13 protein-coding genes are annotated in these 15,987 nt (G+C 64.4%); 6 read left to right on the plus strand and 7 right to left on the minus strand.

Annotated features, from left to right (window positions below; all coding sequences use genetic code 11):
- Positions 1-10 precede the first annotated feature (10 nt).
- Positions 11-1,021 carry a carbon-nitrogen hydrolase family protein gene (locus tag G6P99_RS27045; protein ID WP_029083290.1) on the minus strand — a complete coding sequence of 337 codons (1,011 nt, stop codon included), beginning with the start codon at positions 1,019-1,021 and terminating at the stop codon, positions 11-13.
- 206 nt (positions 1,022-1,227) lie between these two features.
- Between G6P99_RS27045 and G6P99_RS27050 the strand changes: the two genes are divergently transcribed.
- From G6P99_RS27050 to G6P99_RS27060, 3 genes are all read left to right on the plus strand, one after another.
- Positions 1,228-2,184 (plus strand): helix-turn-helix domain-containing protein, encoded by a 957-nt coding sequence (locus G6P99_RS27050; protein ID WP_165124002.1) that lies wholly within the window; start codon positions 1,228-1,230, stop codon positions 2,182-2,184.
- Positions 2,185-2,333: 149 nt separating this feature from the next.
- A complete protein-coding gene (locus G6P99_RS27055) occupies positions 2,334-2,687 on the plus strand; it encodes a PilZ domain-containing protein (protein WP_029083289.1) in 354 nt (117 codons plus the stop codon).
- A 131-nt stretch (positions 2,688-2,818) separates the two neighbouring features.
- Positions 2,819-4,240: an MFS transporter gene (locus G6P99_RS27060; RefSeq protein ID WP_051346557.1), complete on the plus strand. Its 1,422-nt coding sequence runs from the start codon at positions 2,819-2,821 to the stop codon at positions 4,238-4,240.
- 81 nt (positions 4,241-4,321) lie between these two features.
- On the opposite strand, the gene clpA is transcribed toward G6P99_RS27060, so the two are convergent.
- Together clpA and clpS are read right to left on the minus strand one after the other, a co-directional pair.
- Positions 4,322-6,730: an ATP-dependent Clp protease ATP-binding subunit ClpA gene (clpA, locus tag G6P99_RS27065; protein WP_029083288.1), complete on the minus strand. Its 2,409-nt coding sequence runs from the start codon at positions 6,728-6,730 to the stop codon at positions 4,322-4,324.
- Positions 6,731-6,988: 258 nt separating this feature from the next.
- Positions 6,989-7,321, minus strand: coding sequence for an ATP-dependent Clp protease adapter ClpS (gene clpS / locus G6P99_RS27070; RefSeq protein ID WP_029083287.1), 333 nt, complete (start codon positions 7,319-7,321; stop codon positions 6,989-6,991).
- Positions 7,322-7,820: 499 nt separating this feature from the next.
- Here clpS and G6P99_RS27075 point away from each other — a divergent pair, with 499 nt between their 5' ends.
- Positions 7,821-9,707, plus strand: coding sequence for a TadE/TadG family type IV pilus assembly protein (locus tag G6P99_RS27075; RefSeq protein ID WP_029083286.1), 1,887 nt, complete (start codon positions 7,821-7,823; stop codon positions 9,705-9,707).
- Positions 9,708-9,780: 73 nt separating this feature from the next.
- Here the strand turns inward: G6P99_RS27075 and G6P99_RS27080 are convergent, their stop codons facing one another.
- Positions 9,781-10,119, minus strand: coding sequence for a phasin family protein (locus tag G6P99_RS27080; protein ID WP_029083285.1), 339 nt, complete (start codon positions 10,117-10,119; stop codon positions 9,781-9,783).
- A gap of 424 nt (positions 10,120-10,543) precedes the next feature.
- On the opposite strand from G6P99_RS27080, the gene G6P99_RS27085 reads away from it, so the two are divergent.
- Positions 10,544-12,334: a D-alanyl-D-alanine carboxypeptidase gene (locus tag G6P99_RS27085; protein ID WP_029083284.1), complete on the plus strand. Its 1,791-nt coding sequence runs from the start codon at positions 10,544-10,546 to the stop codon at positions 12,332-12,334.
- 343 nt (positions 12,335-12,677) lie between these two features.
- On the opposite strand, the gene G6P99_RS27090 is transcribed toward G6P99_RS27085, so the two are convergent.
- On the minus strand, positions 12,678-13,397 hold the full coding sequence (locus G6P99_RS27090; RefSeq protein ID WP_029083283.1) for a DnaJ domain-containing protein: 720 nt from the start codon (positions 13,395-13,397) through the stop codon (positions 12,678-12,680).
- Between the two features lie 129 nt (positions 13,398-13,526).
- Between G6P99_RS27090 and G6P99_RS27095 the strand changes: the two genes are divergently transcribed.
- Positions 13,527-13,934, plus strand: coding sequence for a DUF302 domain-containing protein (locus G6P99_RS27095; protein WP_029083282.1), 408 nt, complete (start codon positions 13,527-13,529; stop codon positions 13,932-13,934).
- 13 nt (positions 13,935-13,947) lie between these two features.
- Here G6P99_RS27095 and G6P99_RS27100 read toward each other — a convergent pair whose 3' ends face one another.
- Positions 13,948-14,688: a hypothetical protein gene (locus G6P99_RS27100; protein ID WP_029083281.1), complete on the minus strand. Its 741-nt coding sequence runs from the start codon at positions 14,686-14,688 to the stop codon at positions 13,948-13,950.
- Positions 14,689-14,803: 115 nt separating this feature from the next.
- Positions 14,804-15,745 carry an alpha/beta hydrolase family protein gene (locus tag G6P99_RS27105; protein WP_051346556.1) on the minus strand — a complete coding sequence of 314 codons (942 nt, stop codon included), beginning with the start codon at positions 15,743-15,745 and terminating at the stop codon, positions 14,804-14,806.
- Between the last annotated feature and the right edge of the window lie 242 nt (positions 15,746-15,987).

The following is a 15,987-nucleotide window of genomic DNA, read 5'->3' on the forward strand; positions in this document are numbered from 1 at the left end:
TCCCGATGCTTCAGCTCGCGGCCGCGTCGATCTCCTCAAAACTGTCGAGCGGCAGCGCGAAATGTTCGACCCGCTTCGAGGGCTTCTTGTTCAGCAGCAGACGCGTCACGTCGGGGCGCGAATAATGCCCGGCCGGATCGGCGGCGTTCTTGGCGATCCCGATCGCGCCGAGATCGATATCGGCGAGCAGCAGGCCTTCCTGATCGGGCGGCAGTTTCTCGGCAATCGAGCTGCCGTCCGGCCCGTAGATCGCCGCGTGTCCACCGCCGACATGCAGCAGCCCGTGCTTGTCCTCGCGGTCGCACATCTCGTCGATCATCGCCTGCGAGACCGTGGCGCAGGGCGCCAGCACGAAGCAGGAGCCTTCGACCGCATAAACGCGCGAGGCCGCGTTGTTGACCTCCCAGCCGAGCGCCGGCGCGAACGGATCGTACAGCGAGAAGCTCGGCCAGGCCGCGACATGCACCTGCTCGTTCTGGGCGTACATCGCGTATTTCGACAGCGGCTGCAGGTGCTCCCAGCAGCACAGCGCGCCGAGCCGGCCGATGCCGGGGCGGTCATGCACCGCAAGGTCGCTGCCGTCGCCCTCGCCATAGACGGTGCGCTCGGCATGGGTCGGCCGCAGCTTGCGCCGCTTGGCGATGGTCTCGCCGTCGGGTCCGATCAGCCATTGTGCGAGGTAGAGGCTGCCGCCGTCGCGCTCGGACAGGCCGAGGACTGCGGTCATGCCGGCCTTCTTCACCGCCAGCCTCAGCTTCTCGGCCTGCGGGCTGTCATAGCTCAGCGAATTGTCGAAATAGCGCTGCACAAACCCGCGCCCGATCGCCCAGGCCGGCGAGTCCAGCCAGATGTACCAGGGATAGCCGGGGATGAAGGCCTCGGGGAACGCGATCAACTTTGCCCCTTTCGCGGCGGCCTCCTCGATCAGCGCGATGCTCTTCGCAACGGAGGCGTCAAGGTCGAGCCAGGCCGGTGCTGCCTGCACCACCGCAACGCGATATTTCGGATGTTCGATACCCATGATGTCCTCCTCGCGCCGGCCATTCCGGCCGGTTCGTACTTGATCGGCCCTATCAGCCTCTGACATCATGCTGCCCCGGGACCGGGAATGCCGTTCGACCAGGACGGAAGGAAAATTCGACTGCGGAGGCGATTCCCCAGCCGTCCCCGGTACGAAGCTTGCTTTGTTGGAGTGGTCAGCGTTTGCACTCGTGAAGGGAGGAAATCATGCCGGCCCTGTTCACCACGGACAACGCGCCCACGCATCGGCGCCTCGCGCTCTGGCGGGACATCGTCTGCGACGTGTTCGTGCAGCTCGACTGCAAGTCCGAGCTCGGCAGCGCCTTCCACGGCGCCATCACCAGCGCGCAACTCGGCGCGGCGAAATGCTCGGTCGTCTCGTCAGGCCAGCAGCGGGTGCTGCGCACCCCGTCGCGGATCGCGCGCGCCAGCGAGGACTTTGTCCTCGTCGCGCTCGGCCAGCGCGGCTGCGGCGCCGTGCTGCAGGACGGCCGCGAGACCGTGATCCAGCCGGGCGAGTTCGCGTTCTACGACACCACGCGGCCCTATGAATTGCGCTTCGACGACGACTTCACCCAAACCATCTTCCAGGTGCCGCGCGCGATGCTGCACCGGCGCTTTGCCGGCACGCAGGGCCTCACCGCGACCACGTTCTCATCGGATCGTCCGGTGCAGCGGCTGGCCTGGCAGTTTATCTCGGGCCTCTCCGACGTCGCCGACAAGCTCGATCCGGACAGCGCGATCCGCCTCGCCGATCAGGCCGCCGACCTGCTCGCGATGGCGATAAGCGAACGGCTCGGCGGCGCGGCGCTACAGGCCTCGACGCACCGCTCGGCGCTGCTCTACCGGCTGAAGGCGCATGTGCTCGCGCACCTGCAAAACCCCGATCTCGGCCTCACCGAGACCGCCGCCGCGCTCGGCATCTCGCCGCGCTATGTCAACAGCCTGCTCGCCGACGAGGACACCTCGTTCCAGCGCTTCGTGCTGGCGCAGCGGCTGGAGCGCTGCAGGCGCGACCTCGCCTCGCCGGCGCACGCCCATCGCCATATCGGCGAGATCGCGTTCGCCTGGGGCTTTAACGATCTCTCGCATTTCGGCCGCGTGTTCCGCGACCATTACGGCCTGTCGCCGCGCGATTGGCGGCACAGCCGGCTGCCGAACTGACTTCCGGGTCCTTTGCGGCGCAAAATAGCCGGGAATCCGGACCTTAACACATGCAAACAATTTACACTAACTGCAACGGGTTCCGTTGGTACCCTTCTTTTCGCTTTGGCGGAGCGGTACATTCCTGCCGTTCATTTGGAGTATTTCCCATGCAGGACCGGCGCCAGAGCCCACGCGACAAGGTACTTTACGGTGCGGTTGCGGAGATCAATGAGCGCGGCTCGACGATGGATTGTGTCGTCCGCAACATCAGCGAAGGTGGCGCCTGCGTCGAATTCGGCGACGCCACGCGGCTGCCCGAAGAGATGAATCTGAGCATTGCGCGCAAGGGCCGCTCGTTCCTCGCGCGCCTGATCTGGCGCCAGGCCAACAAGGTCGGCCTCGCCTTCCGGATCATGACCTCGGACACGCCGGTCAGCGATCTCGACGAGCGGGTCCGCCGCAGCGAGATCAAGAAGCGGCAGCTGCAACGTCGCATCAAGGAGTTGCTCGGTCAGGGCTAAGGCGTCCACGCGCGGCTCGCCGGCCTCGTTTCGATCGCTGCCGGCGTCTGCCATTTCGGGGGTTGCAAAGGTCAGGCTAATCCAGCATCCGGTAAGCCCGCCGATGCTGGAACCGAGAGCAACTTCACGACATGTCGTCCGCGATCATTGAGCATCCCGACGGGCTGCCGCAGCCGCAGCGCAATTGGGCCATTCTCACGATCGCGCTCGGCCTCGTGATGGCCGTCGTCGACGGCTCGATCGCCAACGTGGCGCTGCCGACCATCGCCCGGGATCTCGACGCCAGCCCCGCATTCTCGATCTGGATCGTCAACGGCTACCAATTGGCGATCACGATCTCGCTGCTGCCGCTGGCCTCGCTCGGCGAGATCATCGGCTATCGCCGGGTCTATCTGGCGGGGCTCGTGCTGTTCACGCTGGCCTCGCTGTTCTGCGCGCTGTCGCACACGCTGCCGCTGCTGACGGTTGCCCGCATCCTGCAGGGATTTGGCGCCGCCGGAATCCTCAGCGTCAACACCGCGCTGGTCCGCTTTATCTATCCGCATTCGCTGCTCGGCCGCGGCATCGGCGTCAACGCGCTGGTCGTCGCGATCTCGGCCGCGGTCGGCCCGACCATCGCCTCGTTCATCCTGGCGATCGGGACCTGGCCCTATCTGTTCGCCATCAACGTCCCGCTCGGCATCATCACGCTGGCCCTGGGCTGGCGCTTTCTGCCGCATACCATGCCCGCCGTGCACGCCTTCGACTGGCAAAGCGCTGCGATGAGCGCCATCGCATTCGGATTTGGCATCAGCGCGATCGACAGCGCCGGCCATGGCGAGGCGCTGTATCTCTGCGCCCTGGAGTTCGCCATAGCCGCGGTCGCCTCGCATTTGCTGTACCGGCGGCAGCAGCATCTGCCCTCGCCGCTGCTGCCGGTCGACCTGTTGCGGATCCCGATCTTCGCGCTGTCGATCGGCACCTCGATCGCCTCGTTCTGCGGCCAGATGCTGGCCTTTGTCGCGATGCCCTTCTACCTCGAGAACCATTTCGGATATTCCGCGGTGCAGATCGGCCTCCTGATCACGCCCTGGCCGATCGCGGTCGCATTCGCCGCGCCGCTCGCCGGCTGGCTGGTCGAGCGCTATCCAGCCGGCCTGCTCGGCGGCATCGGCCTACTGCTGTTCGCATTGGGATTGGGCACGCTGGCATTCATGCCGGCCCACGCGACGCCGATCGACGTGATCTGGCGCATGGCGCTCGCCGGCGCCGGCTTCGGCCTGTTCCAGACCCCCAACAACCGCACCATGATCGCCGCCGCCCCGCGCGAGCGCTCGGGCGGCGCCAGCGGCATGCTCGGCACCGCGCGCCTGCTCGGACAGACCATCGGCGCCGCCCTGGTGGCGTTGCTGCTGGCGCGCTATCCGGCCGACGGCACAAGGCTCTCGCTCATGGTCGGCGTCGGCTTTGCGCTGGTCGGTGCAGTGCTCAGCACGCTGCGGCTGTCATCCGTCGGCAGCCGCGGCGCCGACCAAGTGCGAGTCCATGAGGGCCAGCGCCTAAAGGGCGAGTGACGCCGCGCGCCCTCCATCGCCGCGAACAAAAAGGCCGGCTGTTAGCCGGCCCTTTCATTTAATTAATCGTTCGCTGGCGCCTCAGGCCTTGACCATCGGCCCCTTCGAGGCCGGCCCCTTGGTGCCGCCTCCGCCGCCGTTGTTGGGACCGCCCTTCGGCGGCTTGCGCTTGCGCGGCGGCAGATTTTCCGGCTTCGGCGTGACAGGGCCCTCGACATATTCGAAGCCGATCTTGTCCTTGTCGGTCGCCTCGTCCTTGACCAGGACGACGCGGACATGTCCGCCGCCCTTGAGCTGGCCGAACAGCACCTCATCCGCGAGGGGCTTCTTGATGTGCTCCTGGATGATGCGCGCCATCGGACGCGCGCCCATCTGCTCGTCATAGCCGTGCTCGATCAGCCATGCCTTGGCGGGCTCGGACAGCTCGATCGTGACGTCGCGGTCGGCGAGTTGCGCCTCGAGCTGCAGCACGAACTTCTCGACCACCATGCCGATCACGTCGGCATTGAGGTGCGCGAAGGAGACGATCGCATCCAGCCGGTTGCGGAATTCCGGCGCGAACTGGCGGTTGATCGCCTCGTGGTCGTCGCCTTCCCGCTTCGAGCGGGTGAAGCCGAAGGCCTGCCGCGCGAGGTCGGCCGCTCCCGCATTCGTGGTCATGATCAGGATCACGTTGCGGAAGTTGACCTGCTTGCCGTTGTGGTCGGTGAGCCGGCCATGGTCCATGATCTGCAGCAGCACGTTGTACAGATCCGGATGCGCCTTCTCGATCTCGTCGAGCAGCACCACGCAATGCGGATGCTGGTCGACGCCGTCGGTGAGCAGGCCGCCCTGGTCGAACCCGACATAGCCGGGAGGCGCGCCGATCAGGCGCGACACGGTGTGCCGCTCCATGTATTCGGACATGTCGAAACGCAACAGCTCGACGCCAAGCGAGGCTGCCAGCTGCTTTGCGACCTCGGTCTTGCCGACGCCGGTGGGGCCCGAGAACAGATACGAGCCGATCGGCTTTTCCGGCTCGCGCAGGCCGGCCCGCGACAGCTTGATCGACGCAGCCAGCGCCTCAATCGCCTTGTCCTGGCCGAACACCGTGCGCTTCAGCGTCTGCTCGAGATGCTTCAGCACCTCGGCATCGTCCTTCGACACGCTCTTCGGCGGGATCCGCGCCATGGTCGCGATCGTGGTCTCGATCTCCTTGATGCCGATCGTCTTCTTGCGCTTGCTCTCGGCGACCAGCATCTGCGCCGCGCCGGACTCGTCGATCACGTCGATCGCCTTGTCGGGCAGCTTGCGGTCGTGGATGTAGCGCGACGACAGCTGGACGGCCGCCTCGATCGCCTCATTGGTGTATTTCAGCCGATGGTAATCCTCGAAATAGGGTTTCAGGCCCTTGAGGATCGCGATCGCGTCTTCCACCGTCGGCTCGTTGACGTCGATCTTCTGGAAGCGCCGCACCAGCGCGCGGTCCTTCTCGAAGTGCTGACGGTATTCCTTGTAGGTGGTCGAGCCCATGCAGCGGATCGTGCCCGAGGCCAGCGCCGGCTTCAGCAGGTTGGACGCGTCCATCGCGCCGCCGGAGGTGGCGCCGGCGCCGATCACGGTGTGGATCTCGTCGATGAACAGGATGGCGTTCGGGTGCGCCTCCAGCTCTTTCAGGACCTGCTTGAGCCGCTCCTCGAAATCGCCGCGGTAGCGGGTGCCGGCCAGCAGCGTGCCCATGTCGAGCGAGAACACGGTCGCGGCCGCCAGCACTTCCGGCACATCGCTGTCGACGATGCGCTTGGCGAGGCCTTCGGCGATCGCCGTCTTGCCAACGCCGGCTTCGCCGACGAACAGCGGGTTGTTCTTCTGGCGGCGGCACAGCACCTGGATCGCACGGTTGATCTCGGCATTGCGGCCGATCACCGGATCGATCTTGCCGTCACGCGCCTTCTTGTTGAGGTTGACGCAATAGGTATCGAGCGCCTCGCCCTTTTTCTTGGCGTCCTCGTTGCCCTTGGTCTCGGTTTCCTCGTCGACGCCGCGCACCGGCCGCGCCTCGGAGACGCCGGGCCGCTTGGCGATGCCGTGGCTGATGTAGTTGACGGCGTCGTAGCGCGTCATGTCCTGCTCCTGCAGGAAGTACGCAGCATGGCTCTCGCGCTCGGCGAAGATCGCGATCAGCACATTGGCGCCGGTCACTTCCTCGCGACCGGACGACTGGACGTGAATCACCGCGCGCTGGATCACGCGCTGGAACCCGGCCGTCGGCTTCGCATCGTCGGCGCCGTCGGTCACCAGGTTCTCGAATTCGGTCTCGAGATAATTGACGAGGCTGGTCCTGAGCTTGTCGAGATCGACGCTGCAGGCCCGCATCACCGCCGCCGCATCCGAGTCATCGATCAGCGACAGCAGCAGATGTTCGAGCGTCGCGTATTGATGGTGACGCTCGTTCGCGATCGCCAATGCACGATGCAAGGATTGTTCAAGGCTTTGAGAAAAAGTAGGCATTCGCGTCCTCTATGGCCCCCGGCCATCATGATCGCCATTACCGGGTCAGGCAATAACAACCTTCGTGATCGCCATTGATATAGTTACGACGGATCGTGGCGAAAGACCGGCCCCAACACGATGGTTTTCCTCTAAATTGCAGGCACCGGAACGTCGCATGCGGTCCACGCCCGTGATCATACGGGACGCGCGGTTGCGTCATAAAACGCGATGCAAGACCCGTTCCGCGGCCCGCGGCGGGTCAATCGTTCCAGCGAACTACTTCTTTTCCATCACACATTGCAGTGGATGCTGATGCTTGCGCGCGAAGTCCATGACCTGCGTCACCTTGGTCTCGGCGATCTCATAGGTAAACACGCCGCACTCACCGATCCCGTGATGGTGAACATGCAGCATGATCTTGGTCGCCGCCTCGGCGTCCTTGTTGAAGAATCGTTCCAGCACGTGAACGACGAACTCCATCGGCGTGTAGTCGTCGTTCAGGATCAGGACACGATACAGGTTCGGGCGCTTGGTCTTCGGCTTGACCTTGGTGATGACCGAGGTCGACGGGCCGGTGCCCGCGCCGTTGCGGTTGTCGTCATTGCTCATTGTCGGCGCGTGCGCGGCGGCGACCGCCGGCATGGACGAAACCGGCTCGGAGATCAGGGCTGTAGACGTAAGTCGCAACATGGCTCAGGCGTTCGAATTCCCCAAGGGAAACCGGTTGGCGATTGGAAGGTGGTCGCGATGGCCGCAAGACGGATCGCGGAACCCCCAGCAATGCTTTCCAGATTGCCGCTTCCGGTTCGATCCGGCGGCCGGATCGACCTCCCGAATATGGGCCTCGCGACGCCCTGCCGCAAGCGCAGAACCGCAGCGGCCCACCGGTCCGATTCCCGGCGCGGCAACCCTCGGAAGGTTAATCATTTCTGCCTGATTTGACAAAGGACTCGGGCAGCCAATTTAGACGCCATTGAGGATAGCGAACGCTTTTGCCCCGATTTTGAGCCTTCCGCAGGGCCGGCTGCCGGGTTTCCCCAGCCCGATTCACCATCTGTTTAGCCGCGCGCGTAGAGATGGCCCAGCAATCCATTTTGACGAGAGCCCCATGCTTGGTTCAGCCATTTTCAATCGCTTCCGCTCGGCTGCCCGCCGGTTTTCCGGGGCAACTGACGGCAATGTCGCGGTGATCTTCACCCTCGCAATCCTGCCGCTGATCGCCTTCGTGGGTGCCGCGATCGACTACACCCGCGCCAACACCGCCCGCTCGTCGATGCAGGCAGCGCTCGATTCGACCGCACTGATGCTGTCCAAGGATCTGACCATGGGCAGCATCACGGCCGCCCAGATCCCGAGCAAGGCGCAGACCTATTTCGCCGGCCTTTATACCAACAAGGACGGCCAGGGCATTGCCGTCTCGGCGACCTATACGACCCCGACCGCCAGCACGGCGGCGACCATTCTGCTGAACGGATCCGGCTTCATCAAATCCGATTTCATGCAGCTTGCCGGTTTCCCGACCATGAATTTCAGCAGCTCGACGACCACCACCTGGGGCAACGTCAAGATGCGCGTCGCGCTCGCCCTCGACAACACGGGATCGATGAAGGACGACGGCAAGATTACCGCGCTGCGCAACGCGGTGGCCGCAACCGGCGGACTGATCGACCAGCTCAGCGCGCTGAGCAAGAGCAACGGCGACGTCTACATCTCCGTCATTCCGTTCGCCAAGGTCGTCAACGTCGGCACCAGCAATTCCGGCCAGAGCTGGATCGACTGGACCGACTGGCTCAATCCGCCGACCACGCAGCCCGCCAACGGCACCATGCAGGCAAGCCTGCCGATGAACTGGCATGCGGTCGGACCGGGTGCGAAATGCCCCTGGACCACCAGCAGCGGCGGCTTCAGCTGCGTCAAGAACCCGACCAGCACGTCGACCACGAACTACATCCCCTCGAGCGGGACCTATTCCGGCTACATCTGCCCGAGCGTCGATGCCAACTCGCACACGCGCTACAATGGCTGCTGGGTAAGCACACAGGTCGGCACCACCGCGCAGGTATTCTGCACGGGGTCGTCGTCCTGCGCCTGCCCAACGGATTCCACGGGCAACGCCGTCTCCGGCTGCAGTTGCGCGACCAGCGGCGGCGTCAAGTCGTGCTCCGGCTATATCTATACCCACAACTGGACGCAGCCAGGCCCCAACGACACGACCGACAATCTGGGCCAGCCCCGCGTCAGCGCCGTTGTCGGATGGACCAACAACAAATGGACCGCGACCACCCAGACACCCACCGTGCAGAACGACTGGCGGCAGGCGTCCACCAATCCGATCAGCAACTGGACGGGCTGCGTCGCCGACCGCACCCAGCCGAACGATGCGACCGGCGTGCTGCCGGCGTCGTCCGACGTCACCACGTTGTTCCCGGCCAACGAGTACTATGAGAACAGCACTTACTACTGCAACACCAGCGTTTCGACGCCGCTCGAGGCGATCATTCCGCTAAGCTACAGCTGGACTACGCTCAAGAATGCGGTCAACGCCATGCAGCCGACCGGCGGCACCAACCAGGCGGTCGGACTGGCCTGGGCCTGGCAGTCGCTGCTGGTGGGCGGTCCGCTGAACGCACCGGCGGAGGATTCCAATACGACCTACAACCGGGTCATCATTCTCTTGTCCGACGGTCTGAACACCGAGGACCGCTGGCCCGACTACGGCGACGGCAGCTCGCAGGCTTCCGGCAATCCGATCGACGCAAGGCAGGCGCTGATGTGCCAGAATCTGAAGGCCGCGACGGATAGCGGCGGCCGGCCGATGTACACCATCTACACAATCCAGGTGAACACCGGCACGCCCGCCGATCCGACCTCGACCGTCTTGCAGAACTGTGCGAGCAGCGCCGACAAATTCTACATGCTGACCAGCTCCACCCAGATCGTGACGGCGTTCAACTCGATCGGAACGGCGCTGAGCAAGCTGCGGCTGGCGAAGTAACCGCCCGCTTCACGCACAACAAAAAAGCCCGGCCGCAACGGCCGGGCTTTTCGTTTGTCTTTATCTGTGAGGCTTACTGAGCAGCCGGCGTGAACTTGGAGACCAGGCCCTCATAGGGCTTGAAGGTCTGCTTGGCGCAGTCGCTGTACAGGCCGGCGATCTTCTGCGATTCCGCGACGAAGGTCTCGTAGGACGAGCGCAGGTACTCGGTCTGCGCCTCGAGCGCCTTGTCCAGCGACTTCACGCCCGACAGCTTCTCGACGAACGACTTGGTGTCTTCAAAGGACTTCTTGGCATAGTCGCCATAGGCGGTGGCAATGGCCTGGACGCCGCTCTGCAGGTTATTCGCGGAGGCGGTAACCGACTCCATATGCTCTTTGCCGTAGCTCTGAATGTCTTCGATCTTGACCATGGATAGAATGTCCTTTTCCCAGACTTGAACGCGCAAATTCCCATGCCGGGAAGCTCCCGGCCCCCTGACGGCAATAGGAATATCGCATCGCACAATAAAGTCAACAAATATTGTGCAACGCACAATCAGACAGCCCGAATCTTCGGCATTTGCGCTAAACCCCGGGCAACTGCGCAACGGTTGCTTAATCTTTTGGAAACTCGGTCCGCCTAACCTGATTCCCGGGCTCTTGTTCGCCTTCCAACAGACGGCTCCGAAAGCTGTTTGTGAACAACACCTTAGCTAGAAGAGCGACCTGAGCGGCCACCGCGGCGAATGGGTTCTGCCCGAAGTGGTTGGTTGCGCAGGCAAGGATCGATGGCCGCCGGGCACAATTTCGCCTCACGAGCCAGTGATCTAGATAGAAATTGGGACGGGGAAGTAGATGCTTCGAACAACCTTGGCCTCCTCGCGGGCGCTGCGAGTTGGCGTTCTTGGGCTCGTTACCGTCACGACGGCGATCCTGATCACCAGTGATAGCGCGGAGGCGCGCCGGCACCGGCGCCACTACGCACGGCACCACAACAGCGAGCCCGCGCGCGAAAGCTACAGCCCGCAATTCGCGACGATCATTGTCGACGGCAACACCGGCTCGGTGCTGACATCAAACAGTCCCGATGGCCTGCGCCATCCCGCCTCGCTCACCAAGATCATGACGCTCTATCTGCTGTTCGAGCGCCTCGATTCCGGAAAGATGAAGCTCGACACCGAGATGCCGGTGTCGGAGCACGCCTCCGAACAGGACCCGACCAAGCTCGGCCTGCGGCCCGGCCAGACCATCAGGGTCGAAGACGCCATCAAGGGCCTGGTCACCCGTTCCGCCAATGACGCCGCAGTCGTGATCGCCGAGGCGATCGGCGGCAGCGAAGACGATTTCGCCCGCATGATGACCCGCAAGGCCCGCGCGCTCGGCATGAGCCGGACCACCTATCGCAACGCCTCGGGCCTGCCGAACGACGAGCAGATCACCACTGCGCGCGATCAGTCGACGCTCGGCCGCGCGATCCAGGACCGCTTCCCGCGCTACTATCGCTACTTCTCGACGACGGCTTTCAATTTCCGCGGCCACACCATCACCGGTCACAATCGCCTGCTCGGCAGCGTTGAGGGCGTCGACGGCATCAAGACCGGCTACACCCGCGCCTCCGGCTTCAACCTCGTGACCTCGATCCACCGCGGCAATCGCTTCCTGGTCGGCGTGGTGCTCGGCGGCCGCAGCGGCGGTTCCCGCGACGCCATCATGCGCAACCTGCTGGCCGAGAATATCGGCAAGGGTGCGACCACCCGCACGGCCGCCGCGATCACCGAACGCAATCCGGCCGACGCCAATGTCGAGGTCGCCGATGCGGACGATGCGCGCGCTTCGGCGGAGACCACGCCGGTCGCAGCGGCGGAGCCCGCCGCGCCTGCCCCGATGCCGGCGCCGCGCCCGGCCAAGCCCTCCCTGATGGCGGCCGCAGCCGCCGCCCTGCCGCCGCCCCCGGCAAAGCCGGAGCCACAGGCCAAGCCCGAGCCGGCGCCTCTGACCTCAGGCGTGATCCAGACCCAGCCGATCGCCGCGATCCCGGGCTCGGCTGAACCGATGAAGCCGGTCAAGGTGAAGACCGTCCAGGTCAAGGCCGGCCAGATCAAGCTCGCCGCTGCCGGCCCGGCGCAGGCCGCGCCCCCGATCACCAGCACGATCCTGTCGCGCGGCGAGATCCCCGAGACCTCCAATGCGATGATGGCGCGCGCCGCCGAGACCTCGAGACCGGAGATGCCGCCGCAGCCGGCCAATTTCGGCACCGGCAACGGCATCCTCGGCGTGCTGCCGGCTTCGGCCGTGCGTGCGCCCGCCCCGCCGGCGCCTCAGGCCGTGGCGTCGATCGAGCAGCCCACCCGCAGCCTGCAGGCCGCGCCGCAGACCAGCGCCGCCAAGCCGAGCGCCGCGCACACCGGCTGGATCATCCAGGTTGGTGCGCTGGAGACCGAGGGCGAGGCCAACAAGCGTATCGACCTCGCGCGCAGCTCGGCCCGCGGCCTGCTCAGCAAGGCGGATCCGTTCACCGAGGTCGTCGCCAAGGACAATCGCAAGCTTTACCGCGCCCGCTTTGCCGGTCTCGAGCGTGACCAGGCCGAAGCGGCTTGCAAGACGCTGAAGCGCGCCGAGATTTCCTGCATCACCGTTCGCAACTGATCGACGCCGAAGTTTCGTTTCTGATTGAATCAGAACCGAAACTCTCGCTTCTTTGTTTTGACGCGTTTTCTTCACGCGAACCGGTATCCATTTCGCTCGAAAACGCTTTTGACTGCTGATCTCAAAGGGCCGGCGCCAAAAGCGCCGGCCTTTTGCTTTGCATGCCGCCACAAGAAAAGCCGGGCCGTCAGCGCGCGGCGCAATCATGAAACTTCTCGTCAAGCTTTTACGGTTAAGTTTTCCCGAAAGAAGATCGGTCACGCCGGACAGCGGCAGGCCAGACAGGGCGTCGATCAGAGACGGAAGGCAGCTCTCGGCTGTGGCGTTGTTGGCGTAGCCGGAGTTAGAGATGCGTGCGAAGCAGAGTGTCCTTGGCCTCGTTCACACGGGCCGCGAGGTACGTCGAGCCCCCTTGGTCGGGATGGAGTTTCTTCATCAAGGTGCGGTGAGCCCGGCTGATGTCGTCACGCGACGCGCCCGGCTGCAGGCCAAGGATCTGATAGGCCTCCTCCTCGGTCATTTTGCCGCTCGCCGCCGCACGGCCCTGCCCCCCTGCCCGGTGGCCCTGCGCGTCCTGACGCCAGGCGGGAAAGCGGCGGTCCAGATAGCTTTCAAGTAGCGCGACGCTCTCGGCGTCGAAGCTCGGGACCATCGCCAGGAGCTGCGACAGGTCGAACTCGTCGAGCGTGCGGCCGGCCTGCGGTCCGGCCACGATCTGGCCGCTGAGCACACCGCTGCCGTGATCGAGGCTCATGTCGAGATATTGCGAGCGCACCCGCGAGCTCTGCCCCGCACTACGCGAACCACCGAACATGCCGCCGAAATTGGGGAAACCGGTGTTGCCGAACGGCGACCAGCCGAGCAGTCCGGCGCCGAAGATGCCGAGCGGAATCGCCACCGCCAATTCGCCCCGCACGCCGGTAAAGGCGGCAACGGCGAGCGCTAGCACCCCGCCTCCGATCTTGATCGCGCGCGCAAGCACGGCGGGATTGGCCGCACGAAACATCTGCAGCGCGGAATACAGGACGACAATTGCGACGACGCCGGCGATCAGGGTTGGCATGCGCAGAATATAGGCGGCCCGGCGACAAAAAGCATGCGAAGCTTCGTCTCACCGGAGCGTGAAGCGCAACCGCGTGGCGCCGGCCCCCGCCATTGAGTAGCTTGCGCCGACCGCACCGGAGGACAGTCGATGGCGATTGACGGACTGATCAGCCTTCGCAGCAATGTCGGGCCGAAGCAAACGGCCGATCGGCTCAAGTCCGAACTCGAGACGCTCGGGCTGACCCTGTTTGCGCAAATCGATCACGCCGCGGGCGCCGTCGGCGCCGGTCTCGCGCTCCGCCCCACCGAGCTCTTCGTGTTCGGCAATGCGAAGGGCGGCACCCCGCTGATGCAGGCCACACAAACGATCGGGATCGATCTGCCGCTCAAGGCGCTGGTCTGGCAGGACACCGGCGGCGACACCTGGCTCTCCTACAACGATCCGGCCTGGCTCGCCGAACGGCACGGCGTTGCGGAGACGACCCAGGCAGTGACCGCCGCCATGTCGGCGTTGCTCGGCGCAATTGCAAAGACCGTGACGTCAGGCGGGGCCTGACGCGGCGCACCCCCTACTTCATCTGGCCGATCAGCTTCGCCGCTCCGCTTGCGGTCTTGGCCAGCTGCAATAGCGCCTCGCGGCCACCCGCGGCATAGGCCGCGGCGGCGCGCAGCAGCTCGCGGAGCTGCGCGGCTGCGCCGGGATCGAACCTGCACCATGCGCCGCCGGTCAGCCGCGCGATCTCGCGGAACGCGTGCTCGGCAGCCGCGTCGTGACCTTCCTGGAACATGAAGACCGGTACCTTGAGCAGGCCGAGCTCGCCAGCCTTGGTGCAGAGGTCGTCGACGCTCTCCTCCATCGCGTCGCCCACGAACACCAGCGCGCGCACGCCTGATCCGACCGCTTCGCGGCGCGTCTCCGACAAGACCTTGCCGATCTGGGTATTGCCGCCCTGGCAATCGATCTTGGTCATCAGCCGCGCGAGCTGCGCGCTGTCGGAGATCCAGCCGGTGGCACGGCATTCATTGAAGCCGCGGTAGTACACCAGGCGAATATCGAGGCTGCCGAGCGAGCCGGCCTCGCGGAACATGTCGGCTTGCAGCGTGCATGCCATGTCCCAGGTCGGCTGCCGGCTCATCGTGGCGTCGAGCGCGAACACCAACCGGCCGCGTGCGCCGGCGCGATGCGGCGACATCGCCCGCGCCTTCGCCACGAACGCGGCGATGTCGTTCGCGGTCGACGACGGCACGTCCGGAGTGTCGGCCGGGCGTACATCGCTTCCGGATGTCGGTTTGATTGTCTTGCCGGCCATCAGCGCTTGCCTCGTGCAGCAAACACTATGTGGGCCGCGCCATGGGATTGGTCAACGTAGCGGATCGATCAAGATCGCGGGCCCCTCTGCCCGGATGGGATCCCGGGCGGCGCCGTCAATTGGTGATCGACGGGTCCTTCTTCGTCTCGGTCTTGGTCAGCGAGAGCGACTTCTTGACCTTGTCGGTGAAGGTCTGACGCTTCTCGATCGGCACGTAGAGCGAGACGGGACCGGGCTCCAGAATCTTCGGCGGCGCATTCCTTGTGTCGACCGCCGCGACATCGCTGTCGGTATCGGCAAGGAATTTATCGAGCATCGCCTGGATCGAGTCCTTGGCCTTCTCGGGCCCGGTGTCGCGCATGTCGTTGTGCTGGAAGTTGGTGTTCACAACGGTGATGCCGGCCTTCTCGCACTCCTCCGCATCGGGAACGACGCCGGGATCAGGCTTGAACTGCGAGTCGTGGGAACGGAACGACAAAATCTTGAACCTGCCGTCGGTCATGAACGGCACGCGCAGATTGTCCAGCGTCACCACCTTCTTGATTTCGTCGGGATACTGCTTGGCGAAATACATCGCGATGTCGCCGCCATTGGAATGGCCGACCATCGTCAGCTTGCTGTAATCGGCGTTCGGGTGACGCTTCTTCATCTCCTCGATCGCGAATTTGATGTTGGTGATGCCGCGCTGATATTGCGGCAAGCGGCCGACATAGATCTCGCCGACCTTGGTCACCATCGGTCCGTCCGACGGCAGGTCGTTCTGAATGCTGATGGTCAGATAGCCGCGCGCTGCGAACACGTTCGCGAGGAAGGAATATTCGGTGAATTTGACGGTATTGCCATGATTGAGGATCGCAACCGGCAACTTGATCATGCCAGCGTCGGCCTGCATCTCCTTGTCGAAGCGCACGGCAACGTCGACTGCGACCGGCCGCTCATCGCGCGTCGGATCCTTGAACATGAGAGTTTCGTGACGGATCGCCCACTTGCTCGCGGTGAAGTAAGCCGCAGTGACCACCACGCAGAGCGAAAGCAGAACGGAAATTCCACGCTTCATGACGTCCTCAAGGCGCCCGCCTTACAGGGCTGATTTTCGCCGGAAGCTCTTCGGCCTCCTTTTTTAGAATATATGTCACAGCGCCGTGACAGGAAGTCCAAATATTGTGGCTTCGACGCCATAACGTTGTGCGCTGCACCTATAGTTTGTGCATTTGCTTCTACCGCATTGGCGCGACGGCACCGCAGCACCTCACCTGCCGGCATGCCGGATAAGGGAACGATGGCATCCCGAGTCAAACC

It is taken from the genome of Bradyrhizobium sp. 6(2017), assembly GCF_011058295.2.
In the GTDB taxonomy this organism is placed as follows: Bacteria; Pseudomonadota; Alphaproteobacteria; order Rhizobiales; family Xanthobacteraceae; genus Bradyrhizobium; species Bradyrhizobium septentrionale.

Bases quoted from the DNA above. Each gene is read 5' to 3' on its own strand.
- G6P99_RS27045 (WP_029083290.1), bottom strand. From the start codon at position 1,021: ATGGGTATCGAACATCCGAAATATCGCGTTGCGGTGGTGCAGGCAGCA.
- G6P99_RS27050 (WP_165124002.1), top strand. From the start codon at position 1,228: ATGCCGGCCCTGTTCACCACGGACAACGCGCCCACGCATCGGCGCCTC.
- G6P99_RS27055 (WP_029083289.1), top strand. From the start codon at position 2,334: ATGCAGGACCGGCGCCAGAGCCCACGCGACAAGGTACTTTACGGTGCG.
- G6P99_RS27060 (WP_051346557.1), top strand. From the start codon at position 2,819: ATGTCGTCCGCGATCATTGAGCATCCCGACGGGCTGCCGCAGCCGCAG.
- clpA (WP_029083288.1), bottom strand. From the start codon at position 6,730: ATGCCTACTTTTTCTCAAAGCCTTGAACAATCCTTGCATCGTGCATTG.
- clpS (WP_029083287.1), bottom strand. From the start codon at position 7,321: ATGAGCAATGACGACAACCGCAACGGCGCGGGCACCGGCCCGTCGACC.
- G6P99_RS27075 (WP_029083286.1), top strand. From the start codon at position 7,821: ATGCTTGGTTCAGCCATTTTCAATCGCTTCCGCTCGGCTGCCCGCCGG.
- G6P99_RS27080 (WP_029083285.1), bottom strand. From the start codon at position 10,119: ATGGTCAAGATCGAAGACATTCAGAGCTACGGCAAAGAGCATATGGAG.
- G6P99_RS27085 (WP_029083284.1), top strand. From the start codon at position 10,544: ATGCTTCGAACAACCTTGGCCTCCTCGCGGGCGCTGCGAGTTGGCGTT.
- G6P99_RS27090 (WP_029083283.1), bottom strand. From the start codon at position 13,397: ATGCCAACCCTGATCGCCGGCGTCGTCGCAATTGTCGTCCTGTATTCC.
- G6P99_RS27095 (WP_029083282.1), top strand. From the start codon at position 13,527: ATGGCGATTGACGGACTGATCAGCCTTCGCAGCAATGTCGGGCCGAAG.
- G6P99_RS27100 (WP_029083281.1), bottom strand. From the start codon at position 14,688: ATGGCCGGCAAGACAATCAAACCGACATCCGGAAGCGATGTACGCCCG.
- G6P99_RS27105 (WP_051346556.1), bottom strand. From the start codon at position 15,745: ATGAAGCGTGGAATTTCCGTTCTGCTTTCGCTCTGCGTGGTGGTCACT.